Source organism: Pelomonas sp. BJYL3 (genome assembly GCF_027257975.1).
GTDB classification, from domain to species: Bacteria; Pseudomonadota; Gammaproteobacteria; order Burkholderiales; family Burkholderiaceae_C; genus Roseateles_B; species Roseateles_B flavus.
Map to the genome: position 1 here is coordinate 375,774 of NZ_JANZKX010000001.1, position 24,899 is coordinate 400,672.

The 24,899-nt window shown below is 69.4% G+C and carries 20 protein-coding genes; 7 read left to right on the top strand and 13 right to left on the bottom strand.

The features are described from left to right. Positions 1 to 15: 15 nt before the first annotated feature. Both O9Y01_RS01695 and O9Y01_RS01700 read right to left on the bottom strand, forming a co-directional pair. A complete protein-coding gene (locus O9Y01_RS01695; RefSeq protein WP_269629750.1) occupies positions 16 to 1,929 on the bottom strand; it encodes a bifunctional diguanylate cyclase/phosphodiesterase in 1,914 nt (637 codons plus the stop codon). Positions 1,930 to 1,966: 37 nt separating this feature from the next. After that, positions 1,967 to 2,581, bottom strand: coding sequence for a transglutaminase-like cysteine peptidase (locus O9Y01_RS01700; RefSeq protein ID WP_269629751.1), 615 nt, complete (start codon positions 2,579 to 2,581; stop codon positions 1,967 to 1,969). A gap of 330 nt (positions 2,582 to 2,911) precedes the next feature. On the opposite strand from O9Y01_RS01700, the gene O9Y01_RS01705 reads away from it, so the two are divergent. Continuing rightward, positions 2,912 to 3,775, top strand: coding sequence for an HDOD domain-containing protein (locus O9Y01_RS01705; RefSeq protein ID WP_269629752.1), 864 nt, complete (start codon positions 2,912 to 2,914; stop codon positions 3,773 to 3,775). Between the two features lie 916 nt (positions 3,776 to 4,691). On the opposite strand, the gene O9Y01_RS01710 is transcribed toward O9Y01_RS01705, so the two are convergent. Both O9Y01_RS01710 and O9Y01_RS01715 read right to left on the bottom strand, forming a co-directional pair. Continuing rightward, positions 4,692 to 5,738, bottom strand: coding sequence for a M35 family metallo-endopeptidase (locus O9Y01_RS01710; protein WP_269629753.1), 1,047 nt, complete (start codon positions 5,736 to 5,738; stop codon positions 4,692 to 4,694). A 226-nt stretch (positions 5,739 to 5,964) separates the two neighbouring features. After that, entirely contained in the window at positions 5,965 to 7,137 is a 1,173-nt protein-coding gene (locus O9Y01_RS01715) for a rhodanese-like domain-containing protein (RefSeq protein WP_269629754.1), read from the bottom strand. 189 nt (positions 7,138 to 7,326) lie between these two features. Here O9Y01_RS01715 and sorT point away from each other — a divergent pair, with 189 nt between their 5' ends. The 4 genes from sorT to O9Y01_RS01735 all read left to right on the top strand — a co-directional run bounded on the left by sorT (position 7,327) and on the right by O9Y01_RS01735 (position 10,422). Then, positions 7,327 to 8,541 (top strand): SorT family sulfite dehydrogenase catalytic subunit, encoded by a 1,215-nt coding sequence (sorT, locus tag O9Y01_RS01720; RefSeq protein ID WP_269629755.1) that lies wholly within the window; start codon positions 7,327 to 7,329, stop codon positions 8,539 to 8,541. Continuing rightward, a complete protein-coding gene (gene sorU, locus O9Y01_RS01725; protein ID WP_269629756.1) occupies positions 8,541 to 8,909 on the top strand; it encodes a SorU family sulfite dehydrogenase c-type cytochrome subunit in 369 nt (122 codons plus the stop codon). The genes sorT and sorU overlap by 1 nt, the downstream gene beginning before the upstream one ends. Positions 8,910 to 9,033: 124 nt before the next feature. Next, the gene (locus O9Y01_RS01730; RefSeq protein ID WP_269629757.1) at positions 9,034 to 9,786 is read left to right on the top strand and encodes a hypothetical protein; all 753 of its coding nucleotides are present in this window, start codon (positions 9,034 to 9,036) and stop codon (positions 9,784 to 9,786) included. A 51-nt stretch (positions 9,787 to 9,837) separates the two neighbouring features. Then, positions 9,838 to 10,422: a hypothetical protein gene (locus O9Y01_RS01735; protein ID WP_269629758.1), complete on the top strand. Its 585-nt coding sequence runs from the start codon at positions 9,838 to 9,840 to the stop codon at positions 10,420 to 10,422. A 33-nt stretch (positions 10,423 to 10,455) separates the two neighbouring features. Here the strand turns inward: O9Y01_RS01735 and O9Y01_RS01740 are convergent, their stop codons facing one another. From O9Y01_RS01740 to aceE, 9 genes are all read right to left on the bottom strand, one after another. Continuing rightward, positions 10,456 to 11,172: a LiaF transmembrane domain-containing protein gene (locus tag O9Y01_RS01740; RefSeq protein WP_269629759.1), complete on the bottom strand. Its 717-nt coding sequence runs from the start codon at positions 11,170 to 11,172 to the stop codon at positions 10,456 to 10,458. Beyond that, complete coding sequence (locus O9Y01_RS01745) at positions 11,169 to 11,558, bottom strand: LiaF transmembrane domain-containing protein (RefSeq protein ID WP_269629760.1); 390 nt, start codon at positions 11,556 to 11,558, stop codon at positions 11,169 to 11,171. Before O9Y01_RS01745 ends, O9Y01_RS01740 begins: the two co-directional genes overlap by 4 nt. Positions 11,559 to 11,747: 189 nt before the next feature. After that, the gene (locus O9Y01_RS01750; RefSeq protein WP_269629761.1) at positions 11,748 to 12,713 is read right to left on the bottom strand and encodes a J domain-containing protein; all 966 of its coding nucleotides are present in this window, start codon (positions 12,711 to 12,713) and stop codon (positions 11,748 to 11,750) included. A gap of 5 nt (positions 12,714 to 12,718) precedes the next feature. Then, positions 12,719 to 13,075: a hypothetical protein gene (locus O9Y01_RS01755; RefSeq protein WP_269629762.1), complete on the bottom strand. Its 357-nt coding sequence runs from the start codon at positions 13,073 to 13,075 to the stop codon at positions 12,719 to 12,721. Further along, positions 13,072 to 13,980 carry a J domain-containing protein gene (locus O9Y01_RS01760; protein WP_269629763.1) on the bottom strand — a complete coding sequence of 303 codons (909 nt, stop codon included), beginning with the start codon at positions 13,978 to 13,980 and terminating at the stop codon, positions 13,072 to 13,074. Before O9Y01_RS01760 ends, O9Y01_RS01755 begins: the two co-directional genes overlap by 4 nt. Positions 13,981 to 14,192: 212 nt before the next feature. Further along, positions 14,193 to 14,972 carry a hypothetical protein gene (locus tag O9Y01_RS01765; protein WP_269629764.1) on the bottom strand — a complete coding sequence of 260 codons (780 nt, stop codon included), beginning with the start codon at positions 14,970 to 14,972 and terminating at the stop codon, positions 14,193 to 14,195. Positions 14,973 to 15,124: 152 nt separating this feature from the next. Further along, positions 15,125 to 16,939 carry a dihydrolipoyl dehydrogenase gene (gene lpdA / locus O9Y01_RS01770; RefSeq protein WP_269629765.1) on the bottom strand — a complete coding sequence of 605 codons (1,815 nt, stop codon included), beginning with the start codon at positions 16,937 to 16,939 and terminating at the stop codon, positions 15,125 to 15,127. A gap of 80 nt (positions 16,940 to 17,019) precedes the next feature. Next, a complete protein-coding gene (gene aceF / locus O9Y01_RS01775) occupies positions 17,020 to 18,690 on the bottom strand; it encodes a dihydrolipoyllysine-residue acetyltransferase (protein ID WP_269629767.1) in 1,671 nt (556 codons plus the stop codon). A 41-nt stretch (positions 18,691 to 18,731) separates the two neighbouring features. Beyond that, positions 18,732 to 21,443 (bottom strand): pyruvate dehydrogenase (acetyl-transferring), homodimeric type, encoded by a 2,712-nt coding sequence (aceE, locus tag O9Y01_RS01780; RefSeq protein WP_269629768.1) that lies wholly within the window; start codon positions 21,441 to 21,443, stop codon positions 18,732 to 18,734. Between the two features lie 234 nt (positions 21,444 to 21,677). Here aceE and O9Y01_RS01785 point away from each other — a divergent pair, with 234 nt between their 5' ends. After that, entirely contained in the window at positions 21,678 to 24,230 is a 2,553-nt protein-coding gene (locus O9Y01_RS01785) for a PAS domain S-box protein (protein WP_269629769.1), read from the top strand. Next, positions 24,227 to 24,856, top strand: coding sequence for a response regulator transcription factor (locus O9Y01_RS01790; protein WP_183103233.1), 630 nt, complete (start codon positions 24,227 to 24,229; stop codon positions 24,854 to 24,856). Before O9Y01_RS01785 ends, O9Y01_RS01790 begins: the two co-directional genes overlap by 4 nt. Positions 24,857 to 24,899: the final 43 nt, after the last annotated feature.

Here is a 24,899-nt window from a genome sequence, read left to right on the forward strand (position 1 = left end):
CTGCCGCCCTGAGGCTCAGGGCTTGATCATCTGCCCCGTCGCCCAGGGGCCGGTGATGCCGTCGATCTCGATGTCCCACAGCGCCTGGGCATCCAGGCCGTCGTTGACGCCCTCTGCGTAGACCTTCAGCGCCAGGCTGCGCAGCATGATGACCAGGCCGCGCACGAAGGCGGCCCGCGAGGCATCGCCAGAGATGCCGGACACCACCGCGGCATCCAGCTTCACGTAGTCCAGCCCGGCCTGGTAGAGCCGGTCGACCTGGGCCAGGCCCGCGCCGGCATGCTCCAGCCCCAGCGCCACGCCCAGCGGGCGGATCTGCCGGCCCAGCTCATGCAGCAGCTCGAAATGCAGCTGCGCGGCGGACTCTCCCAGCTCCAGGCCCAGGCGGCGCGCGGACTGCGGCGACTGGAAGACCAGCTCGCGCAGCCGCGCCACGAAGCCCCCCTCCTGCAGGGATGCCGGCGCCAGGTTCACGCAGCGGGGCTGGCCGTCCTCGGCGATCGCCGTCAGCGCCAGCTGCACGGCGCGCAGGTCAGTCTCGGCACTGAGCTTGCTGCGCAGCGCCAGGGGCAGCCAGCGCGCCGCCTGGAGGAACTCGCCCTGAGGCAGCAGCTGCAGCTGCAGCGGGCATTCCCAGTGCAGCAGCAGGCCCTGGCGGTCCATCACCGGGAAGGGCTGCAGGCGGGCACGGCCGGCGTCCAGACAGTCGCTGATCTGCTGGCGCCAGACGCGTTCGCCCTGGGCCGGCTGGTCTTCGTCCGCCACGCGCTGGAAGGCCACGCAGACGCCCGTGCCCTGCTCGGCGCGGGCCAGCACGGCATCGGCCTCGGCAAACCACTGGGACATCGGCCGGCTGCGCCCCATGTCGACGGCCGCCACGGCCAGGTGCACGCCGCCTTCGCCGCCGTGCAGCCCCGAGCGCAGGGCCTCGGCCAGGGCCTGGGCCGTGTCCTCGGCGACGTCGGGCGCGGGCAGCCACAGGGCGAGGTCTGCACCGTTGAGCCGCCCGGCGAGGCAGCCGCGCACCCGGTCGGGGTAGGCCTTGACCGCGCGGGCGATGGCCTGGATCAGCTGGTCAACCTGCTGATGGCCCTGGCGCTGGTTGAGCTCGGCCAGCGAGCACAGGCGCAGCAGGATGAAGCCGCCGCGCACCGGGCCGTCATCCCTGTTGAGCGCGGACTCGAACTCGGCCAGGAACTGCTTGCGCACCGTCAGGCCGGTCAGCCCGTCGCAATAGGCCTGACGCTGCAGCACCTGCAGCTGCTCGGCCTGCGCCTCGAACAGGGAGCGGACCTTGGCCACCATGGTGTTGAGTGCGCCGGTCAGGCGGGCGAGCTCGGGAACGCGCGCCTCCTCGATGGTCATGAACTGCCCCTGGACCAGGGCATTGGCCTGCTGCACCGCGGCATCCAGGGGTTCGCGGATGCGGCGCAGGCCCAGGGCCGCCAGGCCCGCGGCCACGACGCCCACGCCGGCCAGCCAGGCAGCGATGCGCAGAAAGCTCTGCCACAGGGTCTCGTGGGCATAGGCGCTCTGGCTGCGCACCTCCACGCTGCCCAGGGCCTTCCAGCCGTCCGAGACCTGGGCCACGCCGGGGTGCACGTCCAGCGGCAGCCAGGCGATGAACCATGCGGGCGCGCCGCCCTGGCTGCCTCGGGCGGTCTTCTCGAAGGCGACCGTGCCGTCTGCCCGCTTCCAGCGCAGGGACTGGTAGGCACCGGTGTCGAACTGCGCCGAGATCAGCAGGCTCATGAGGCTCTCGTCGCCCTGCTGCTGGGACAGGGCCAGGGCCAGGGCGCCGGCGTTGTCCTCGTTCTTCAGTTGCAGCTGGGTCTGCAGCACCTCGCGCACCGAGCTGGCCGACACCGCGACGCTGGCCATCAGGGCCAGCAGCAGCACGGCGAGCAGCAAGACCGCGACTTGACGCATCAAAGACATGGTGAGTGGTTCCCCTCGGCACTGTTCATTAGAAGCCCTCCGCCCTGGCCTTGCCCAGCGCGTCGCGCCATTGCGACAGGCGGGCCGTGGGATTCCCCGCCGGCGCTCCGGCCACGCCGCTCCACAGTCCCTCGCTGTTGAAGCTGAAGACCGGTGACAGGTCCGTGCGGGCCGACGCCGGCCGCACCTGGGTCTGCAGGTTGTCCAGGATCAAGGGCTCGGATTGTGGCTGCGCATAGTAGGCCAGCACCATATGCGCCTGCGGCCGGCCATCCAGCATCGCGCGGACGTAGACCAGGCGCAGCTGGGCCGGTTCCAGCCCCAGGGCCAGGAGGCTGAAGTACTTGGCGATGGCGTAGTCCTCGCAATCGCCCCGGCCCTTCTCCAGGGTCTCCAGCGGGCTGGCCCAGTAGTCCACCACGCCCCAGACCTCCTGGTCGTCACGGAACTGGATGCGGCGGTTGTAGAAGTCGTTGACCGCGGCGAGGCGGCCCTCCTCGTCCAGCCCCTGAGCCTTCTCGAGCATCTGCGTGAGGGCCCGCGCGCCGGCCAGGGCCTTGGCCGAACGGCCGGCGGCGACCTCCAGCAGGCGGCCGCTGTCCAGCGCCTGGCTCCACAGGCACAGGCCGGTCAGCAAGGCCATCAGCAGCAGCTGCCGCCCACGCCGCAACGCCGGCCAGGGCCACGCCTGCAGCAGGCATGCGGCACGGCAGCTCGCAGGGGCTGGGTGAGCGGTCAGCGACAGCAAGGGATGCCTGGGTTTCTCTGCAACGGGGAGGTCGCGGGATGCATGGACCGGGCCAGTATCGCTCGCCCGTCCGCTCCCCCGCGGTGAATCGAGAAGGCGGCCGCCGCCTGACTTCAGCAAGTCTCCCAGAGCGGGGAATTTCCACAGTTTGCGTCAGGTCCCGGTACGGGCCGCCCCCGATAATCGGGCGCACCGAGGCCCCCTCTTTGCCGGCCCCCGTCCTTCATGAAGTCTCAAGCCATTCGCCAGGAACTGGACCAGGCCCGCGCCACCGGTCCCCTGCGCCAGATCGTCATCCCCCCCTGCCCCGAGATGCTGCAGCGCCTGCAGCAGGCCATGCAGGGACCCGAACCGGATCTCACCGAGGTGGCCCGCATCGCGGCCAGTGACGTGGCCATGTCCGCCACCCTGCTGCGCATCGCCAACAGCCCGCTGCACCTCGCCGACGGCATGCCCTGCAGCGCGGTGGGCCAGGCGATGACGCGCCTGGGACTGGACGAGACCGCGGCCATCCTGACCAGCTTTGCGCTGCGCAATGCCATCCCCGTCAACAGCCCGCACCTCACGCGCTTCTGGCAGCGTGCGGCCAAGCGCGCTCATGCGATGCGCTACATCGCCCGCCAGCTGCCGGGCCTCTCGCCCGACCTGGCCCATACCTACGGTCTCTTCTGCCATGTGGGCATCCCGGTGCTGCTGCAGAGCGTGCGCGGCTATGGCGCGACCATGGTGGAGGCCGGCGCCCGCATCGACCGCCCCTACATCGCCACCGAGAACGCCAACCACAAGACGGATCACGCCGTGGTGGGTGCCCTGCTGGCCCGCGCCTGGAACCTCGCCCCTTCGCTGATGGCGGCGATCCGCCTGCACCATGATTTCGAGTCACTGGGCGACGCCGACATCGAGCCCGAGATCCACACCCTCGTCGCCGCCGGCCTGATCGCCGAGCACCTCATGCGCCGCCACGAAGGACTGCCCGAAGACGCCGACTGGGCCAGCCACCACCGCCGCGCCATGGACTGGCTGCACATCGACGACGAGGAGCTCGACGTCTGGAACGAAGCCGTCCAGGACCTCCTCGCCGAGGAATAGGCGCCACGGAAATGAAGAAAGGCAGGCCAAGCGCCTGCCTTTCGCATTCCGGGCCGGCCCCGGGCCGCTCCCAAGCCGGCCCACTTGGCATTGAGGGCGGCTCGGGGGCCCGACCAGCTTCGCCCGCGTCCAGCGAGGCGAACTGAGCGAGGGACCGCATCCAGGGGCCGGCGCCGGGCCGCCCCAAGCCGGCCCACCTGGCATTGAGGGCGGCTCCACGCCGCCCTCAATGCCGTCCCCTCGGGGGACCGACCAGCTTCGCCCGCGTTCAGCAGGGCGAAACTGGGCGAGGGGCCCCATCCAAGGGGCCGCATCCAGGGGCCGGCGCCGGGCCGCCCCAAGCCGGCCCACCTGGCATTGAGGGCGGCTCCACGCCGCCCTCAATGCCGTCCCCTCGGGGGACCGACCAGCTTCGCCCGCGTTCAGCGGAGCGAACCTGGGCGAGGGGCCCCATCCAAGGGGCCGCATCCAGGGGCCGGCGCCGGGCCGCCCCAAGCCGGCCCACCTGGCGTTGAGGGCGGCTCCACGCCGCCCTCAATGCCGTCCCCTCGGGGGACCGACCAGCTTCGCCCGCGTTCAGCAGGGCGAAACTGGGCGAGGGGCCCCATCCAGGGGCCGCATCCAGGGGCCGGCGCCGGGCCGCCCCAAGCCGGCCCACCTGGCATTGAGGGCAGCTCCACGCCGCCCTCAATGCCGTCCCCTCGGGGGACCGACCAGCTTCGCCCGCGTTCAGCAGGGCGAAACTGGGCGAGGGGCCGCATCCAGGGGCCGCATCCAGGGGTCGGCGCCGGGCCGCCCCAAGCCGGCCCACCTGGCATTGAGGGCAGCTCCACGCCGCCCTCAATGCCGTCCCCTCGGGGGACCGACCAGCTTCGCCCGCGTTCAGCAGGGCGAAACTGGGCGAGGGGTCAACAGCTCACGGCAGACTTGGCGTGTTCTCGGCGAAGTACTCGTGACTGTCTGCGTTGTCCAGCGCCTTCGTCGGATTGGACAGCGCCAGGGACTTGGCCGCGCTCTGGCCATAGGCCCAGTCGTCGGTGCCGGCGACCACGGTGAAGTGGGTCATCTCATGCACCAGGGTGCCGCCCTTGGAGTCCGTGCCCGTCATCGGGGCCGACCAGAAGGCGCCGCAGACATAGATCTTGTAGGGCTGGTTGGGATAGACGTAGGCATAGGTGCCCGAGTCCTTGCAGCTGCAGTCCAGCACCAGGGCCTTGGTCTTGAAGGCGTCCAGGGTCTTGGAATAGTGCGACTTGGCCGTGTTCCAGCCCGTGGTGCTGAAGGCACCGAACCAGGTCTTGTAGCGCGTGGTCGCCGAGGGCGTGGCGCTCAGGTAGGTGTAGGCGGACTGCGAGTAGTTCGTCGCCGCGTTCACGGCGCTGGCCAGCGTGCTCTTCTGCGTGGCCGTGCAGTTGCCCGTGTAGGAGATGGAGGCGGCCAGCGAGGGGGCCAGCGCGGCCTGCGCCTCGGGCTGCTGGGTGCGGCCCTCCAGCCACAGGTAGACCGGGGCGCTGCCGGCATCCGGCGCCAGCAGGGCGGTCTGGCCCGACTGCTGCTTGGCCAGGCCCACGTACTCGATGGCATAGCGGCCGTTCTGGCTCAGGTCGTAGGCACCCGTCAGCTCCACCTGGAAGCTCATGGAAGCACCCGGCGCCAGGCGCACGACTTCATGCTCGGCAGCGGCGGTGCGCTTCACCAGGCGGCCGGTGTAGGCCACGGGCTCGCCGTCACGCGTGATGCGGAACAGCGCGGATTCATGCACCTCGCCCGGCAGCTGCGTTTTGGGCAGGAACAGAGGGGTGCGCGAGGTGTTGGTGAGCGTGAGGGTGACGTGGACGTCCACATCGCCCTTCACGACCGGGCTGGCCACTTCCAGACGGACGGACAGACCTGCGGCCTGCGCCGAGACCGCTGCGGTGGCAGCGCCGGCCAGGATTGCCCACTTGACCATGGTTTGGTTCATCGGTGACTCCATCGAGTTAGAGGGGTGCCTGCCCATCACCCCCGTGGTGATGTGCAGGCTGCCGGCGACTCTAGGGAGGCACCTCCGGGGCGCCAACTGTCAGGACCTACAGTCAACGCTGCAGGGGACAGGCATGGAGGGAAAACGATGAGGCAGGCGCGCGGGCTTTCATGACATCTTCGCCCGCCCTGCCCTGCTGGGCGACGCGCCCCGGCGCACCGCGGCCTCAGCTGCCTGCGGCCTCCACGGGCAGGCCTTCGGCCTCCCACTCGGGCAGGCCGCCGCGCAGCCAGTACACCGTCTTGAACCCCTTGGACTGCGCCATCTTGGCGGCCTTGTAGGACTTCCAGCACTCGGCGCCGTTGCAGGCAAAGATCACCGCCTGCGAGGGCTTGAGCTTGTCGGTCTTGTCCAGGGCGCTGAAGTCGTCGAGGGCGGCGTTGAAGGCCACGTCCTTGAGGCTCTTCTCCACATAGGGCAGCCACAGGGCGCCGCGGATGTGGCGGGCCTGGTATTCCTTCTCGATGCGGGTGTCCACCAGCACGGCGCCCTTGGCCTGCAGCTGCTGGGCCTCGCGGGCACTCACGCGGGTCACGCCGGGCAGCTGGATGGGCGTGAAGTGGCCGAGGTCGGCCACGCGCTTGTACTCCTGCATCTCCGGCTTGAAGCGGGCCTGGCTCAGGCCGGTGCTGGCCGGCACCGCGGCGAACCACTGGGCCAGGCGCATGCGGGCCTCGGGCGGCATGTCCTTCTTGACGACCACGCTGAAGCCGCCGGGCACGGGCTCGGAGCTGGCCAGCACCTTGGCCGACTGGCCGTACTGGCCCTGGAATTCCTTCCATTCGCTCTGGCGCACCACGGTCGCGTCGGCGCTGCCCACCAGCAGCGCAGCGAGGCCGGCCTGGGGATAGCGCTCATGCGCCACGCGCAAGTCCTGCATGGACAGCCCGCCCTGCGTCAGCAGGCCGCGCGCCATGTAGGTGTAGACGGAATCCTGCTGCGGCAGGTACAGGCGCTTGCCGCGCAGGGCGCCGAGGTCCGCCATGTCGGCACGGGCCACCAGCACGAAGGGCTCGGAGCCCTGGGTCGCCCCGAGGAGTTCATAGCCGCGGCTCAGCGCGGAAGCGGCGATCTGCGCCGGGCCGATGAAGAGCTCGTAGCCGCCGCTGCGGGTGGCCCGCATCATGTCGGTGAGGTCTTCGCTGGTGCCCAGGCTGACGGGCTGACCCAGCACCTTGCCCAGGCCGGCCTCCACGCCCTGCTGGGAGACGGTCAGGCCCGCCTTGCGCGCTGTGGGCTCCACCACCACCATGGCGTTGACGCCCGCCTGCGCCTGCCCAGCCAGCTGCAGGCCCAGCAAGACCGCACCCACCACCTGCATGCCTTTTTTATTGCTCATGAACATCCCCAACTGTTTTGATAGGCGCTCAGCGTAGTGGGACATTCGCACACACACTGTCGAATGACGGTGAGTTTTGTTTCAGATCGTCACAGCTGCGTCCTCTGGAACCGGGTCGTGTGCAATCCGTCAACCCCCACAATGCGCGCTGCGCCCTCCGGGCCACGACCATGACGATAAGGAGCCAAGATGAGCCATGACGATCTGATTGCCCGCCGCCGTGTACTGGGGGGTGCTGCCACCGCACTGGGCGCCCTGGGCCTCAGCAGCTGGGCCCAGGCCCAGGGGGCATCCCCCGCCGCCCTGCCGCCCGCCAAGCCCCTGCCCGCCTATGCTGCGTGGAAGAACCCGGCCGCCCTGGTGGTGCACAGCGGCACCACCATCGAGACCCGCCGCAGTGCCTTCGGCAGCAGCGTGATCACGCCGGCCCAGCAGCTCTACATCCGCAACAACCTGCCCGCGCCGGACGCCAGCATCCTGGACAAGCGCGACGAATGGACCCTGGAAGTCAGCGGCGTGAAGCAGCCGCGCAGCCTCAGCCTGGCCGAACTCAAGACCCTGGGCCTGGAGACCGTCGCCACCGTGCTGCAGTGCTCGGGCAACGGCCGCGGCTTCTTCCCCAGCAAGCCCAGCGGCACGCCCTGGACCGTGGGTGCTGCGGGCTGCGTGCTGTGGAGCGGCGTGCCGGTGCGCACCGTCGTCGCCGCGCTGGGCGGCCTGGCCGAGGGCGCTGTCTTCCTGACCGGCACCGGTGGCGAGAAGCTGCCCGAGGGCGTGGACCCGCTGAGCGTGGTCGTCGAGCGCTCCGTGCCCATCAAGGCCCTGGAGGACTGCCTGCTGGCCTGGGAGATGAACGGCGAGCCGCTGTCCCTGGCCCACGGCGGCCCCCTGCGCCTGATCGTGCCGGGCTACCAGGGCGTCAACAACATCAAGTACATCAAGCGCCTGTCCTTTGGCGCCAGCGAGTCCAAGGCCAAGATCATGGCTCACGGCTACCGCATGACCCCGCCGGGCGCGCAGACCAGCCCGGACCAGGCCTCGGTCTGGGAGATGAACGTCAAGTCCTGGATCAACGGCCCGACGGCCGACGCCGGCCCGGTGAAGGCCGGCCGCGTCCAGATCCATGGCGTGGCCTTCGCCGGCACCAAGGCCATCGAGCGGGTCGAGGTGAGCGTGGATGGCGGCGACAGCTGGCACACGGCCCGCCTGGTCGGCCCCGACCTCGGCCGCTTCGCCTGGCGCCAGTTCGCGCTGTCCGTGCAGCTGCCGGCAGGCACTTACCAGCTGGCCAGCCGCGCGGTGGACACCGCCGGCAACGTACAGCCCGCTGACCGCGTCGAGAACGCCCATGGCTACAACAACAACAGCTGGCGCGACCACGCCGTCAAGCTGGTGGTGGCCTGATGGCAAGACCTGACCCCGGCATGCGCCCGTCGCCTGCAGGCCTGCGGCTGACCCTGCTCGCCCTGCTGGCAGCGGGCCTTTCTCCGGCGGCCCAGGCCGCCGAGGATGCCCAGCTGCAGCGTGGCCGCGAGCTCTTCACGGCCAAGGCCACCCCGGCTTGCGCGGTCTGCCACACCCTGGCCGCTGCGGGCAGCAGCGGCGAGATCGGTCCGGTGCTGGACGAACTCAAGCCGGACGCCGCCCGCGTGCGGCGGGTGCTGCAAAGCGGGCTGGGCGTCATGCCCAGCTACGCCGGCAAGCTGGATGCGGCTGACATGGAAGCCCTGGCCCAGTTCGTGTCGCGCTCGGCGGGCAGCGTCAAGCCCTGACCCCGGGGGCCGGGCGCCGTGCCGCACGAGCGTTCGTGCAGTAGTGCACGGCGCTGCGGTCAAACCCTGTGCAGGCACGCCACCCCCTCTCCCTACGATGCGCGCACTCAGGGAGAGGAATGTCATGTCACGTCGCTGGCGCCTGGGGCTGTTCCTGGCCCTGCTGGCCGGATTGGCTGGCCTGAGCTGCTACCAGTACCTGCAGCTCCAGTCCGCATTGCCGCCGCCGCTGCAGGCCGACCCGCGCCTGGCAGAGTACCAGGCCGTGCGGCAGCTGGCCGTTGAACTGGCGCGCCCGATGCGCCGGCCCGGCGCCCAGAACGATGAAGTGATCGCCTTCCGCGCCCGCCAGGAGACCCTGGCCGTGCTGCGCGCCTATGCGCTCAACACCCCCTTCCGTTCGGAGCTGCTGCTGGTGGCCGACACCCCCGCATGGACCGAGGCCTGGCAAGGCGGTCCGCAGGCGCGCCGCGTGCACGACGGGCTCTCGGGCCCGGCCACCTGGATTCTTCCGGTCAACAACGGCCAGCGCTGGTCCCTGCAGGTCCGGCGCCTGGAGGACGCCAACCCGACGCCGGACACCCTCGCGCTGAACCGCCATCTGGCGGGCCTGATCGCCAGCAGCGCCGCGCTGGCCCTGGTCCTGGGCATCGCCTGGGGCCGGCAGCTGAGCCGTGCGCGCCGCGGGCGCGAGCCCACGGGCGTGCAGCCTGCGTGGGACACCGTGCGCACCGACCTCGGTGCACTGGACGAGGCGGTCAGCGACCACATGCGCCTGCGTGGCGAGCTGGCCCGCCAGAGCGAGGAGCTGGCCGCCGTCACCGAGGCCGTGCGCCAGCGCCGCGAGCAGCGCCGCCGCGAAGGGCAGCCCGCCTGACGTCGCGAGGGCTGGACGCCGGGCGTCCGCCAGCGGCCCGACAATCGCGCCATGCCCGTCGCACTGAACTACCTCTCGCACCGCGAGCGCCAGCACCGCATGGCCGCCCTGGTCATCGCCCTGCTCTTCGCGCCGCTGGGGTGGAAGCTCTTCGGCCCGCGCGGTGAGTGGGTCACCATCCAGACCCTGCGCTGGCAGCGCGACATCGAGGTCGAGCGCCTGGTCCAGGTCAATGATTCCAGCTGGTGCGACGAGATGCCGCCCGGCGTGCAGGAGATCCAGCGCAAGGTGATGGAGGACCCCAGCGGCCAGCGCGCCGAGCCCAGCCCGCACTGCCGCTACACCGGCCTGCAATGGCGCACGCTGCGCGCCGTGCGCACGCAGGGCGCGCACCCCGAGCCGCCGTACTGGGGCTCGCCGGTGCTGGCGCCCCTGCGGCCGGACGAGGCCGGCGCCGAGCGCATTGCCCGGTACAAGGGCATCTACGAGGTGCTCATGGTCGACGCCAAGGAGCGCGACTGGACCTGCCGCGTGAGCCTGCAGCAATGGCAGGCGCTCAAGCCGGGCCAGCAGTTCCGGCTGTTCGTGGACCGCTTCGGCGTGGCCAACTGCAGCACGGTGCCCGGCCCGCGCTGAGCGGACCGGCCGGCAGGTGCCGGCCTGGCGCCGTCAATGGCGGACGGTGATGCCGCCCAGCACCAGAGAGCCCCGCAGCTCCAGCTCGCGGCTGGCCTGGGGCAGGGGCAGGGTCTTGTCCTCGATCTGGCCCAGCACCGAGGAGGCCGTGACACGCAGCCGGCAATCCGCCGGCAGGCGCAGCTCCAGGCCGGCCATCAGCACGGAGACCTCCAGCACCGCGCGCTGGAAGCCGGCCTGGCTGAGGTCCAGCTCGACGCCCGCCAGCGCAGCCTGCAGCTGGCCTCCGACGAAGTCCTGAGACTGCACGCGGATCTGCTGGCCGCTGAGCACGGCCTTCACGTCGAGCTGGCGGTCGAGGCTGTCCTGGCTGACGCTGCCGAAGGCCTTGCCGAAGACACCGGCCTGGCCTGGCCGCCGCGTCATCACCAGCACGCCCGCGCCGATCAGCACCAGCGGCCAGAAGTCGCGCCATTCCATGTGCAGCCAGCCCAGGCGGCGCAGCAGCAGCAGGCTGCCCACGCCCAGCAGCAGGCCGCCGATGAGCTGCTCGCCCTTGTCGCCCGGCGCGGCCGTCAGCAGGCGCGCGGCCCCCAGGGCCACCAGCAGCACCGGCCAGAAGGGCAGGATGCGTCGCAGTTCGAGGAAGTGCAGGTTGTCCAGCAGGAAGGCCCCGCCGGCGAGGACCAGGGTCAGGCCCAGCCACAGCTGGTGGCGGGCGGCGCGTGTCGGTGTGTTGCCGGTGTTCATGTGCTGCCCTCCCCTCGCTCCAGCAGGTAATGAAGAATCTTGGCCACGCCCAGTGCGATCAGCAGCCAGGGCCAGGACTGCTGGAAGCCGAAGCCCTGCCAGCCCGTCTCGCAGGCATAGAACCAGGCGGCGACAGCGCCCAGGAACAGGGCCCGTGTGAGCCCGCGTGCCGAGCGTGCCAGCAGCAGGCTCAGGGCGGCGATCGCTGCGATCACCACGGACCAGGGCGCCTCGAACTGGAACCAGCTGGGCCAGCCATTGCGCTGCACCAGCAGCACCAGGCCGGCCAGGATCAGGAAGAGCCCGAAGCCGCTGCGCCCTTCGCCGCGGTGGCGCCTGCGCCCGCAGCGGCGTCGTGCCCGCCAACTCTGCTGTTCGATCTCCATGGGGTCCTCCAAGCAACGCCGGGCATCCCTTGCCCTGTTCCAGCCCGGACCATAGCCCCTGGCCTTGCCGCTGTCTTCAGGAATGTCGTGAACCGGCCGCAGGGCGTGACGAAACGCAGGGGCGAACGACGAACGGCAAGCCGCGCCGGTCCGCCCTGGGGCCGCCCACGCGGCGCCTCAGGTAGGGCCTCAGGTGGGGCCCGCCCCGTAGGCCTTGAAGCTGTAGCGCCCGGGCAGCTGCACGGCCACCACGCCATAGCGCCCGGGAGACTCGAACCAGGTGGACGGGTAGGACTCCTGCGGCTGCGTGCCCAGGGCGGTCGTCAGGGTGTCCTGGATCATGGACTGCAGGTTGTGCTCGGCGTCCGGTCCCAGGAGGAGCTCGGGCTTCGCGGCATTGAGCGCACGGCTGAGCTCGCGGACCAGGGTCTCGCGGTTCTTCAGGATGTAGCTGCGCAGGGCCGGGCCGTCGAAGGTGCCCAGCACCAGCTGCACGCGGGGGATGGTCATGGCGCCGGTGCCCAGGTAGATCTCCAGCGGCTGGTCCAGCAGGTCCAGGCTGCGGGCCTCGCGGTCGCGGGCGGCCTCCTGGGCCTCGCGCTCACGCAGGGCGGGCTGGCGCTGCAGCAGAGCTTCCTTGCGGCGCAGCAGGGCCTGCAGTTCCTCTTCCGTGTGTCCCGGGGCGGAGAAGCTCTGGCGCAGGCTGGCCCAGTCGTCTTCCCGGGCGGCATGGCGGGGCCAGAGCCAGGTCGCCAGGCCGACCCCGAACGCGAGCACCAGCAGGCCCAGCACCCAGCGCCCGCTCGAGCCCGCGGGCGCAGGCCGGGCAGTGCCACGCGTGCCTGCCGTGCCTGCCGTCCGTACACGCGCCGCGCCACCCGTGGCCGCCGAGGCGGCCGCCGCTGCAGGCGACGGGCCCGCGGCCCGGGGTGCCGCCGGGGCCTGCTGGGCCGCCAGCCAGTCGTCGTAGGCCGCGCGCCGGACGGGGTCCGACAGCACGTCATAGGCCTCGGTGATGGCCGCCGCGCGTGCGGCGGCCTCAGGATCATCGGGACGGCGATCCGGGTGGAAGCGCTGGATCAGGCTGCGGTAGGCCGCACGCAGCACTTCGGGGCTGGCCCGGGCGCTGACTTCAAGGGTGTCGTAGTGATTCACGGCGCTCAGTCCAGCCTGTCAAAGGTCGTCTTGCTGCCATCCCGCTCGGCCAGGACAAAGCGCCGCGGCTCCGCGGACAGGACGGTGTTGGCATCGTGCGTCACCTGGCCATTGGCATCGCGGACGGTCCAGATCAGGCGCTGCCCGTCCAGGCGCCAGACACCGTACTGAAGCACGCCGTCATCGGTGCCGCGGATCTCCCAGTCGCCGTTCTCGCGCATCAGCAGCGGCGTGCTCAGTCGCGAGGACTTCCAGGTGCCGACGAACTGAGAAGCCTCGAGCTTCTTCTGGCAGGCCGTGAGGGAGGCGCCGGCAAGCGCCACCACCACCAGGCTGCCGAGGATGCGCAGACGCAGCCTCATTCGTCCTTCATCCGTTCCTTCAACTGGCGCAGGCGCAGCTGCAGGCGCTTGCGGTCCACGTCGTTGTTGCTCAGCGAGATCTCCAGCGCGATCTGCTCGGCCTCGAACTTGAGGCGCTGCTGTTCCTCGCGGGAGGCCTCCATGGCGGCCTGCACATTGCGGGTGGCCTCTTCGCCTCGGCGCCGGGATTCCTCCTCCCAGCGGCGCTGCTCTTCCTCGACGCGGCGGTTCTCGGTGGCGGCCTGGCGCTCGGCGTTCTCCTTGCGACGGCGCTCGGCCTCCATGAGCTCCATCTCGGCGCGGTTGGCGGGCCGCACGCCGTAGGTCTGGTAGTAGTCCTGCAGCACGGCCTGCTCCGCCGCGCGGCGCTCCTGGGCCTCGCGCAGCTCGATCTGGTCGCGCGCGCTCTTGGTCGTGCAACGGGAGACGCCGACCACCACACCCAGCACCACCAGCAGCAGCACGGCGGAGCTCACCAGGCGACGCAGGGCCGGCGACCAGTCGCTGAACAGGCCGTCGCCCTGCAGGCTGGACGGGGCGATGTCGGCGCGCACCATCAGGGCGTCGGCCCGCAGGGCGAGGGCGTCGGCGCGCAGGCCCAGGGCGTCGGCCCGGGCACCGGAGACCGAGGGCGTGGTGGCCAGGGCGCCGCCATAGGGCACGGCGGCGGCGGCCTTGGCGGCGGCGTCCAGATCGGCGTCGTAGCCCGCCCGCGAGATCGGGTCATTGAGGGTGGTGAAGGCCACCCGCAGCAGCTGGACCTGGTCATCGAAATCCTGCTTGGCCAGCACCCCGCGCTGGGCCTCCAGGGCATCCAGTGCCAGCCGATAGGCCGTGCGCACCTCCGTGGCGGTGGCCTGAGGCCGCACGCCCAGCAACTCGTACAGTGTTCTGTTGTCCTTCATTCCCTACCCCATTGGTGCCATCCGGCACGACTTCGTCGCCCCGCGCGCCAAGATGGCAGGCCCTCGGCGTCGGCGTGGCGGGTCGGGGGCAAGTTTAGCGAGGCGCGGGCACCATTCGTGGCGGCCGCCGCACTTTCTGTCGCCGTGGCCGGCCCGATGCTCGGGGTTTTCCAGGAAAAAAGTGGCAGGAACTGCGGGCCTGGCCCCTGCATTCAGGAGCCGGCCGCGCCAGCGCCAGCGGCTTCCAGCTGGCGCAGCCCCTCGTCCACCGTGTCCAGCCAGCGCCGGTCGAGGTCGCGCTGGCACATGAGGTGGCGCGTGGGCGACTCCACCATGCCGGGCAGCATCACCACCTCCAGCGCACGTGCCGCCGTGCCGAGCTCCTTCAGCAGGTGCTCGGCCTCGTCCAGGTCGGTGAACATGAAGTCCGCATGCCCGCGCAGCAGCATGTGGATCTGGCGCGCAGGCGGCGCGCTCACGCGCAGCATGCCCGTCCCGCGCTGGCGCAGCCACAGGTCGAGTTGCGGCCCATAGGAGGCGCCGTCGGTCAGCAGCAGGCGCAGCGAGGGGTCCTCGACCATGGCCTGGGCCGTGGGGTACTTGCGCATGCGAATCGCCGCGGCCCGCGTGGCCAGGAAGACGGAGGGCGACTCCCGGTAGATCGGGCTGGAAAACCAGGCAGCGCCCTCGCGCTCCGCCGTCTTGAACACGCCGACCAGGCAGATGGGCTCGGCGCCCTGCAGGATGTCCTGCAGCGACCGCTTCAGCGGCGCCAGGAGCAGGGGCGGCATGGGCAGCTCCGGGGGCCAGACCTTGCGCAGTCGCTCCACCAGGGTCCCCGCGGCACGGCCCTGGGCGTCCGCGTACATCATGGGCGGGATGTCGAAGTAGTGCAGCTCGCGCGGCACCTGCACCTGCACCTGCGCCTGCACCGCGATCGGCCGGAGCAGGCCGGCGAGCAGCAGCAGCATCGGGGCGAGGAGGCGGTTCACGGCGAGAGGGAGGGGCCAGCAGAGCCTCCAGTTTGCGCCCGGGGGCAGGCTTTGAAAGTCCCATGAATCGGGGCGCAGGACCGAGCCAGGGCCCGCCATGAACAAGGCCCGGGCCGTTGCCGGACCGGGCCTCCTGCCTTCAGCGCTACGGCTTACTTCCGTGCCGGCGGCACATCCGTGCAGCTGCCATGCGCCACCTCGGCGGCCATGCCGATGCTCTCGCCCAGCGTGGGGTGCGGGTGGATGGTCTTGCCGATGTCGACGGCGTCGGCGCCCATCTCGATGGCCAGGGCGATCTCGCCGATCATGTCGCCCGCATGCGTGCCGACGATGCCGCCGCCGACGATGCGATGCGTCTCCTCATCGAAGAGCAGCTTGGTGAAGCCCTCGTCGCGGCCGTTGGCGATGGCGCGGCCGGAGGCGGCCCAGGGGAAGAGGCCCTTTTTGACCTTCAGCCCTTGAGCCTTGGCCTGCTCCTCGGTGAGGCCCACCCAGGCCACTTCCGGGTCGGTGTAGGCCACGCTGGGGATCACGCGGGCGTCGAACTGGCTCTTCTTCAGCTTGTCATCGTTCAGCAGCTCGCCGGCGATGACCTCGGCCGCCACATGCGCCTCATGCACCGCCTTGTGCGCCAGCATGGGCTGGCCGACGATGTCGCCGATGGCGAAGATGTTCGGCACATTGGTGCGCATCTGCACGTCGACGTTGATGAAGCCGCGGTCCGTCACGGCCACGCCGGCCTTGTCGGCGGCGATCTTCCTGCCGTTGGGCGTGCGGCCCACGGCCTGCAGGACGAAGTCGTAGACGCCTTCGCTCTTCGTGCCGTCCAGGCCCTCGAACTGCACCTTGATGCCCTCGGGCGTGGCCTCGGCGCCGACCGTCTTGGTCTTCAACATGATCTTGTCGAAGCGGGGCTTGTTCATCTTCTCCCAGACCTTGACCAGGTCGCGGTCCGCGCCCTGCATCAGGCCGTCCATCATCTCGACCACGTCCAGGCGAGCGCCCAGGGTCGAGTAGACGGTGCCCATCTCCAGGCCGATGATGCCGCCGCCGATGATCAGCATCTTCTTGGGCGTGCCCTTGAGCTGCAGCGCGCCGGTGGAGTCGACGATGCGATCGTCCTGCGGCAGGAAAGGCAGGCGCACGGCCGCGGAACCGGCGGCGATGATGGCCTTCTTGAAACGCACCACCTTGCTCGTGCCCGTCTTGTCCTGGGCCGTGCCGGTGGTCTCTTCCACGCTCAGGTGGTAGGGGTCGATGAAGCTGCCGTAGCCGCGCACGACCGTCACCTTGCGCATCTTGGCCATCTGCGAGAGGCCGCCGGTCAGCTTGCCGATGACCTTTTCCTTGTGGCCGCGCAGCTTGTCAATGTTGACGGTGGGCGCGCCGAAATCGACGCCCAGGTCCGCCATGTGGCTGACCTCGTCCATCACCGCCGCCACGTGCAGCAGGGCCTTGGAGGGGATGCAGCCCACATTGAGGCAGACGCCGCCCAGCGTGGCATAGCGCTCGACCAGCACGACCTTCAGGCCGAGGTCGGCGGCGCGGAAGGCGGCCGAGTAGCCGCCGGGGCCACCGCCCAGCACCAGCACGTCGGCCTCGAGGTCGGCGGCACCGCTGTAGCTGCCCGCGGGCAGCGGCGCCGCGGGTGCTGCAGGGGCGGCTGCCACGGCCGGAGCCGGTGCTGCGGCAGCCGGAGCGGCCACGGCCGGTGCAGGCGCCGCAGCGGCCTCGCTGTCCAGCACCAGGATGGTCGTGCCCTGGTTGACCTTGTCACCCAGGCTCACCTTCAGTTCCTTGACCACGCCGGCGTGCGTCGACGGAATCTCCATCGAGGCCTTGTCGCTTTCCACGGTCAGCAGGCTCTGGTCCACCTTCACCGTGTCGCCGGCCTTGACCAGCAGCTCGATGATGGCCACGTCCTTGAAGTCGCCGATGTCCGGGACCTTCACTTCTAGCAATGCCATGTCTGTCTCCTGGGGCTGCAGGCCGCGCGCTCATGACGCGCAGGCCCGGCCCGGTGGGGTTTCTTTGCGGTGCGGCGAGCTTACAGCGCGATGCGGCGGAAGTCGGCCAGCAGCGACGCGAAGTACACGTTGAAGCGCGCAGCGGCCGCACCATCGATGACACGGTGATCCCAGCTCAGGCTCAACGGCAGCATCAGGCGCGGCTGGAAGGCCTTGCCGTCCCACTTGGGCTCGATCTGGCTCTTGCACACGCCCATGATGGCCACCTCGGGCGCATTGATGATGGGCGTGAAGTAGCGCCCGCCGATGCCGCCCAGGGACGAGATCGTGAAGCAGCCGCCCGTCATGTCCGCCGGGCCCAGCTTGCCGTCGCGCGCCTTCTTGGCCAGCTCGGCCATCTCCTGGCTGATCTGGACGATGCCCTTCTTGTCGGCATCCTTGATCACCGGCACCACGAGGCCGTTGGGCGTGTCCGCCGCGAAGCCGATGTGGAAGTACTGCTTCAGCACGAGCGTGTCGCCATCCAGGCTGGCGTTGAACTCGGGGAACTTCTTGAGCGCGGCCACGGCGGCCTTGATCATGAAGGCCAGCATGGTGACCTTCACGCCGCTCTTCTCGTTCTCCTTGTTCAGGAGCACGCGGAAGGCTTCGAGATCGGTGATGTCGGCATCGTCGTGGTTGGTGACGTGCGGGATCACCACCCAGTTGCGATGCAGGTTGGCACCAGAGATCTTCTTGATGCGGCCCATCTCCTTGCGCTCGATGGGGCCGAACTTGGCGAAGTCCACCTGCGGCCAGGCCAGCAGGCCGGGGAAGGCGCCACCACCGGCGGCAGCCCCCGCCGGAGCGGCGGCCTTCTGCGCGGCGGTTTGCGCGAAGGTCTGAACTTCGCCGGCCATCACGGCCTTGACGAACCCCTGCACGTCGGACTCCAGCACGCGGCCCTTGGGACCGCTGCCCTTGACCTCGTCCAGCGGCACGCCCAGCTCGCGGGCCAGCTTGCGGATGGTGGGCGAGGCGTGCGGCAGGCGGCCCTTGCTGGCGGTCGGGTCATGCGCGGGCAGCGCGGGCAGCGCAGGCACCGAGGCGCTCGCGGGTGCCGGCGCCGCAGCGGCTTGGGCCGGTGCCGGCGCAGGTGCGGCCGGAGCCGGCGCGCTCGCCACCGGGGCAGCGCCGGCGGCGGTCTGCACCACGGCCAGCAGCGTGCCCTTGGCGACCTTGTCACCCAGCTTGACCTTCAGCTCCTTGATCACGCCGGCGTGCGAGGACGGGATCTCCATCGAGGCCTTGTCGCTCTCCACGGTGATCAGGCTCTGCTCGACGCGGATCGTGTCGCCCACCTTGACGAAGACCTCGATCACGCTGACCTCGTCGAAGTCGCCGATGTCCGGCACCACGACGTCCACCAGGCCGCCAGCGGCTGCCGGTGCAGCGGGCGCTGCCACGGGTGCGGCGGCCGGCGCAGGGGCCGGCGCTGCCACCGGAGCCGGTGCGGGAGCCGCTGCCGCAGCACCCGCCCCTTCGACGATCAGCAGCAGGCTGCCCTCGTTGACCTTGTCACCCACGGCGACCTTCACTTCCTTCACGACGCCAGCGTGCGTCGAGGGAATCTCCATGGAGGCCTTGTCGCTCTCCACGGTCACCAGGCTCTGGTCGACCGAGATCGTGTCGCCCACCTTCACCAGCAGCTCGATCACTGCCACGTCCTTGAAGTCCCCGATGTCGGGCACCTTCACTTCAAGCATTGCCATGCGGATGTCTCCGTTGAATACGTTGCGCTGCGCGGGAGCGATCAGGCGTAGAGGGGGTTGATCTTGTCGGCCTTGATGCCGTACTTCGCAATCGCCTCGGCGACCTTGGCCAGCGGCAGCTTGCCTTCATCGGCCAGGCTCTTCAGCGCGGCCACGACGATGTAGTGGCGGTTGATCTCGAAATGCTCGCGCAGCTTGGTGCGGAAGTCCGAGCGGCCGAAGCCGTCGGTGCCCAGCACCTTGTACGAACGGCCGGCCGGCACGTAGGCGCGGATCTGCTCGGCGTAGTTCTTCATGTAGTCCGTCGAGGCAATGACGGGGCCGCTGGTCGTGGACAGCTGCTGCGTCACAAAGGCCGCACGGGGCGCCTCGGTCGGGTGCAGCAGGTTCCAGCGCTCGGCGTCCTGACCGTCGCGGGCCAGCTCGTTGAAGCTGGGGCAGGACCAGACGTGGGCACCGACGCCCCAGTCCTGCTCCAGCAGCGTCTTGGCGGCCATGGACTCGCGCAGGATGGTGCCCGAGCCCAGCAGGTTGACCTGCAGCGCGCTGCCGGCCTTGGCTTCGTCCAGCAGGTACATGCCCTTGAGGATCTGCGCCTCGGTGCCGGCCTTCAGCCCGGGCATCGGGTAGTTCTCGTTGAGCAGGGTGATGTAGAAGAACACGTTCTCCTGGTTCTCCACCATGCGCTTGAGACCGTTGTGCATGATCACGGCGACCTCATGCGCGAAGGTCGGGTCATAGGAGATGCAGTTCGGGATGGTGCCAGCCAGGATGTGGCTGTGGCCGTCCTCGTGCTGCAGGCCCTCGCCGTTGAGCGTGGTCCGGCCCGAGGTGCCGCCCAGCAGGAAGCCGCGGGCCTGCATGTCGCCGGCCGCCCAGGCCAGGTCGCCGATGCGCTGGAAGCCGAACATCGAGTAGTAGACGTAGAACGGGATCATCACCCGGTTGTTCGTCGAGTAGCTCGTGGCCGCCGCGATCCACGAGGCCATGCCGCCGGCCTCGTTGATGCCTTCCTGCAGGATCTGTCCGGCCTTGTCCTCGCGGTAGTACATCACCTGGTCCTTGTCGACCGGGGTGTAGAGCTGACCCTTGGGGTTGTAGATGCCGATCTGGCGGAACAGGCCTTCCATGCCGAAGGTGCGGGCCTCGTCCACGAGGATGGGCACCACGCGCGGGCCGAGTTCCTTGTCGCGCAGCAGCTGGGTCAGGAAGCGGACGTAGGCCTGGGTCGTGGAGATCTCGCGGCCTTCCGCGGTGGGCTCCAGCACGGCCTTGAAGGTGTCCAGGGGCGGCGTGACGAAGCTCTCGTCGGCCTTCACGCGGCGCTTGGGCAGGTAGCCACCCAGGGCCTGGCGGCGCTCGTGCAGGTAGCGCATCTCGGGCGTGTCGTCCGCGGGCTTGTAGTAGGGCAGCTTGGGCAGCTCGCTGTCAGGCACGGGGATGCCGAAGCGGTCGCGGATGTACTTGATGTCCTCGTCCGTCAGCTTCTTGGTCTGGTGGACGGTGTTCTTGCCTTCACCGGCCTTGCCCATGCCATAGCCCTTGACGGTCTTGACCAGCAGCACCGTGGGCTGGCCCGTGCCGTTGTTGTGGGCGGCGTGGAAGGCGGCGTAGACCTTCTCGGGCTGGTGGCCACCGCGGCGCAGCTCGAAGATCTCCTCGTCGCTCATGTGCTCGACGAGCTTGGCGGTCTCGGGGTACTTGCCGAAGAAGTGCTTGCGGACGTAGGCGCCGTCATTGGCCTTCATGGCCTGGTAGTCGCCGTCCAGCGTCTCCATCATCAGCTGCTTGAGCTTGCCGCTCTTGTCGCGTGCCAGCAGCTCGTCCCAGCCCTTGCCCCAGACCAGCTTGATCACGTTCCAGCCACTGCCGCGGAACTCGCCTTCCAGCTCCTGGATGATCTTGCCGTTGCCGCGCACCGGACCATCCAGGCGCTGCAGATTGCAGTTGATCACGAAGATCAGGTTGTCCAGGCCCTCGCGCGCGGCCAGGCCGATGGCGCCCAGGCTTTCGGGCTCGTCCATCTCGCCGTCGCCCATGAAGGCCCAGACCTTGCGGCTGGCGGTGTCGGCGATGCCGCGGGCATGCAGGTACTTCAGGAAGCGGGCCTGGTAGATGGCCATCAGCGGGCCCAGGCCCATGGAGACGGTCGGGAACTGCCAGAAGTCCGGCATCAGCTTGGGGTGCGGGTAGCTGGAGAGGCCCTTGCCATCGACTTCCTGGCGGAAGCTGTCCAGCTGTTCCTCGCTCAGGCGGCCTTCCAGGAAGGCGCGGGCGTAGATGCCGGGGGCGCTGTGGCCCTGGATGTAGAGCAGGTCGCCGCCGTGCTTCTCGCTCTCGGCGTGCCAGAAGTGGTTGAAGCCCGCGCCCAGCATGGAGGCCAGCGAGGCGAAGGAGCCGATGTGGCCGCCGAGGTCACCGCCGTCCGCCGGGTTCAGGCGGTTGGCCCGCACCACCATGGCCATGGCATTCCAGCGCATGTAGGCGCGCAGGCGCTTCTCGATCTCGATATTGCCGGGGCAGCGCGCCTCCTGGTCAGCCGGGATGGTGTTGACGTAGGGCGTGGTGGCCGAGAAGGGCACGTCGATGCCGGACTGGCGGGCGTGATCGATCAGGGTGTTGAGCAGGAAATGGGCCCGCTCACTGCCCTCCTCGCCGATGACGGCGGACAGCGCGTCCAGCCATTCCTTGGTCTCGAGGGCGTCGGTGTCTTGGGCGGCTGCGCCTGGGAGGGACTGGGGCTGCGCGGACATGCTGTCTCCTTGCAAATCTCGGTATTGCGATGGTGATTCGCGGTGTTGATGCCTGGCTTCAAGCCCCGCCGATTGCCGTCACAGACGCAGCAATCCCGGGGCCCGCCAATGTTCCGGCCGGAGTGTCGCACAGCCCGCCCAATTTTTCCAAATCGTGCGATAGCGTTTCACATAATGAAATTCAAAGGGATTGCTCGCTGCCTCTGGCCCAAGCTGGACGGGATAATCCGCCCCATGTCTTCGCGTTTCGATCTCAAGGCCCAGCTGCGCCGCTGGTCCCAACCCCTGCGCCTGCTGGCCACCACCTGGTGGCGCCGCCAGTCCCCCTCCCGACAGGACCGCTTCGCCACCCTCGGCCCGCTGATCTCGGTGCTGCTCTTCCTGGCGGCCATCATCCTGGCCTTCTGGTATCTGCGTAACGAGGAGATCGAGCGCGAGCAGGAGGCCGTCAAGCGCGACACCGAGATCGCCCAGAAGCAGATCCAGCTGCGCCTGATCGAGAACCAGGAGCAGCTGGTGCGCATCGCCCGGGAGATCGCCACCCGCGCCACCGATACCCACGACTTCAACACCCAGGCCAGCACCTGGGCCCGGGACCGGCCCGAGATCACCCACGTCACCTGGCTCAACAACCGCCGCGAGCGGCGGGCCAGCGTCAGCGCCGCGGGCTACCAGGCGGACAGCCTCATGGCCCTGGAAGGCAGTGATCCATCCATGCCGGCGGGCCATCCCGGCAGCGCCGCGGAAAGCGCCTTCCAGCTGGTCAAGGAACGCCGCCAGCCGGCCTATTCCCAGGCCTTCAGCGACGCCAACAACACCATGGTCTTCCAGGTCCAGGTGCCCCTGATCGACCGCACCGGCTTCTCCGGCGTGCTGATCGCCGAGTACACCGTGGAGGGCCTGCTGCGCTACTACGTGCCTTCCGACGTCGCCGTGCGCCACGCGATCGCGGTGCTGGACTCGCGCGACATGATCGTGGCCAGCACCGTCACCCCCATGCCGGGGCAGAAGCTCAAGAAGCCCTCCATCTTCCACGAGGTGCCGCTGGCGCCGGCCTTCAACGGCCTGGTGCTGCGCGGCCAGGGCTACCGCACCTCGGTCGGCCTCATCTCCAACACCCTGTTCTGGATGGTGGTGGCGCTGTCGGTGCTGACCGTCTGGATGCTGCTGGGCACCTGGAAGCACATGCGCCGGCGCATGCAGGCCCAGAACGCCCTGATCAACGAGACCAACTTCCGCCGGGCCATGGAGAACTCCATGCTCACCGGCATGCGCGCCATGGACATGGAATCGCGCATCTCCTACGTGAACCCCGCCTTCTGCGCGATGACGGGCTTCTCGGAAGGCGAGCTGATCGGCCGCAAGCCGCCCTTCCCCTACTGGCCGCCCGATCGCTACGAAGAGAACGCCCGCCTGCTGCAGCAGGAGATCCAGGGCCGCAGCCCGGCCGGCGGCGCCGAGGTGAAGGTGATGCGCAAGGACGGCACCACGTTTGATGCCCGCATGTACGTCTCGCCCCTGATCGACCCCAAGGGCAAGCAGACCGGCTGGATGACCTCGATGACCAACATCACCGAGGCCAAGCGGGTGCGCGACCAGCTCTCGGCCTCGCACGAGCGCTTCACCACCGTGCTGGAAGGCCTGGACGCGGCCGTGTCCGTGCTGTCGGTCCAGCAGGGCGAGCTGCTCTTCGCCAACCGCAGCTACCGCCTCTGGTTCGGCGCCGACCCCAAAGGCCATGCCATGCTGGCCGGCGGCAAGCTGGGCCGCAGCAAGGAGGACCCGGATCACGACGAAGAGGTCGACGACTACTCCGGCCTGCCCGCACAGCCGCTGATGGAAGTGGGCTCGGACCCGCGCGAGGTCTACATCGACAGCCTGGAGATGTGGTTCGACGTGCGCGCCCGCTACCTGCAGTGGACCGACGGCCGTCTGGCCCAGATGCTCATCGCGACCGACATCACCGCCCGCCGCCGTGCCGAGGAGCAGGCCGCCCAGCAGGCCGAGAAGGCGCAGGTCACCAGCCGGCTGATGACCATGGGCGAGATGGCCTCCAGCGTGGCGCACGAGCTGAACCAGCCACTGACCGCCATCACCAACTACTGCAACGGCATGGTCTCGCGCGTGCGCAATGACCAGATCGGCAAGGACGACCTCCTGGCCGCGCTGGAGAAGACCGCCAAGCAGGCGCAGCGCGCGGGGCAGATCATCCACCGCATCCGCAACTTCGTGAAGCGCAGCGAACCGCAGCGCGCGCCCTCGCAGGCGCATGACATCGTCGAGGATGCGGTCGAGCTCGCGGGCATCGAACTGCGCCGGCGCAATGTGGCCATCCACACCTACGTGGCCCAGCGCCTGCCCACGCTGATGGTGGATCCCATCCTGATCGAGCAGGTGCTGATGAACCTGCTGAAGAACGCCGCCGAGGCCATCGACAACGCCGGCCTGCCGGTCTCGCGCCGCCACATCGAGCTGCGCGTGGTGCCCAAGCACACGCCGGAGCTGGGGGCCAATATCGAGTTCTCGGTGACTGACATGGGCCCGGGTTTGCCCGAGGAAGTCATCGAGCGCATGTACGAGGCCTTCTTCTCGACCAAGGCCGATGGCATGGGCATCGGACTAGGGTTATGCCGGTCCATCGTGGAGTCCCACCAGGGCCGGATCCGTGCCGAGAACTTATACAATGGCTCGGCGATCGTGGGGTGCAGGTTCGCCTTCACCATCCCCGTCGAAATCCCGCGCCACGAGGCGCCGGGCACAGCCCAAAACACTGCAGAGACACCATGAGCCTGATTCCGAAGAAGGGTACCGTCTACGTTGTCGATGACGATGAAGCGGTGCGCGATTCCCTGCAATGGCTGCTGGAAGGCAAGGACTACCGCGTGAAGTGCTTCGATTCCGCCGAGTCCTTCTTGAGCCGCTACGACCCGCGTGAAGTGGCCTGCCTGATCACCGACGTGCGCATGGATGGCATGAGCGGCCTGGACCTCCAGGACAAGCTGCTGGAGCGCAAGAGCCCCCTGCCCGCCGTGTTCATCACCGGCCATGGTGACGTGCCCATGGCCGTCAACACCATGAAGAAGGGTGCGATGGACTTCATCGAGAAGCCCTTCAAGGAAGAGGAGCTGCTGGCCCTGGTCGAGCGCATGCTGGAGCAGGCCCGCGTGGAGTTCTCGCAGCACCAGGAAGCGGCCAGCCGCGAGGCCCTGCTGTCGCGCCTGACCACCCGTGAAGCCCAGGTGCTGGAGCGCATCGTCGCCGGCCGCCTGAACAAGCAGATCGCCGACGACCTGGGCATCAGCATCAAGACCGTGGAGGCGCACCGCGCCAACATCATGGAGAAGCTCAACGCCAACACCGTGGCCGATCTGCTCAAGATCGCCCTGGGCGCCTCGGCCCAGGCCAAGGCCTGAAGCTTCACCCCATCCCAGGAAAGCCGCTGAAGTTCCAGCGGCT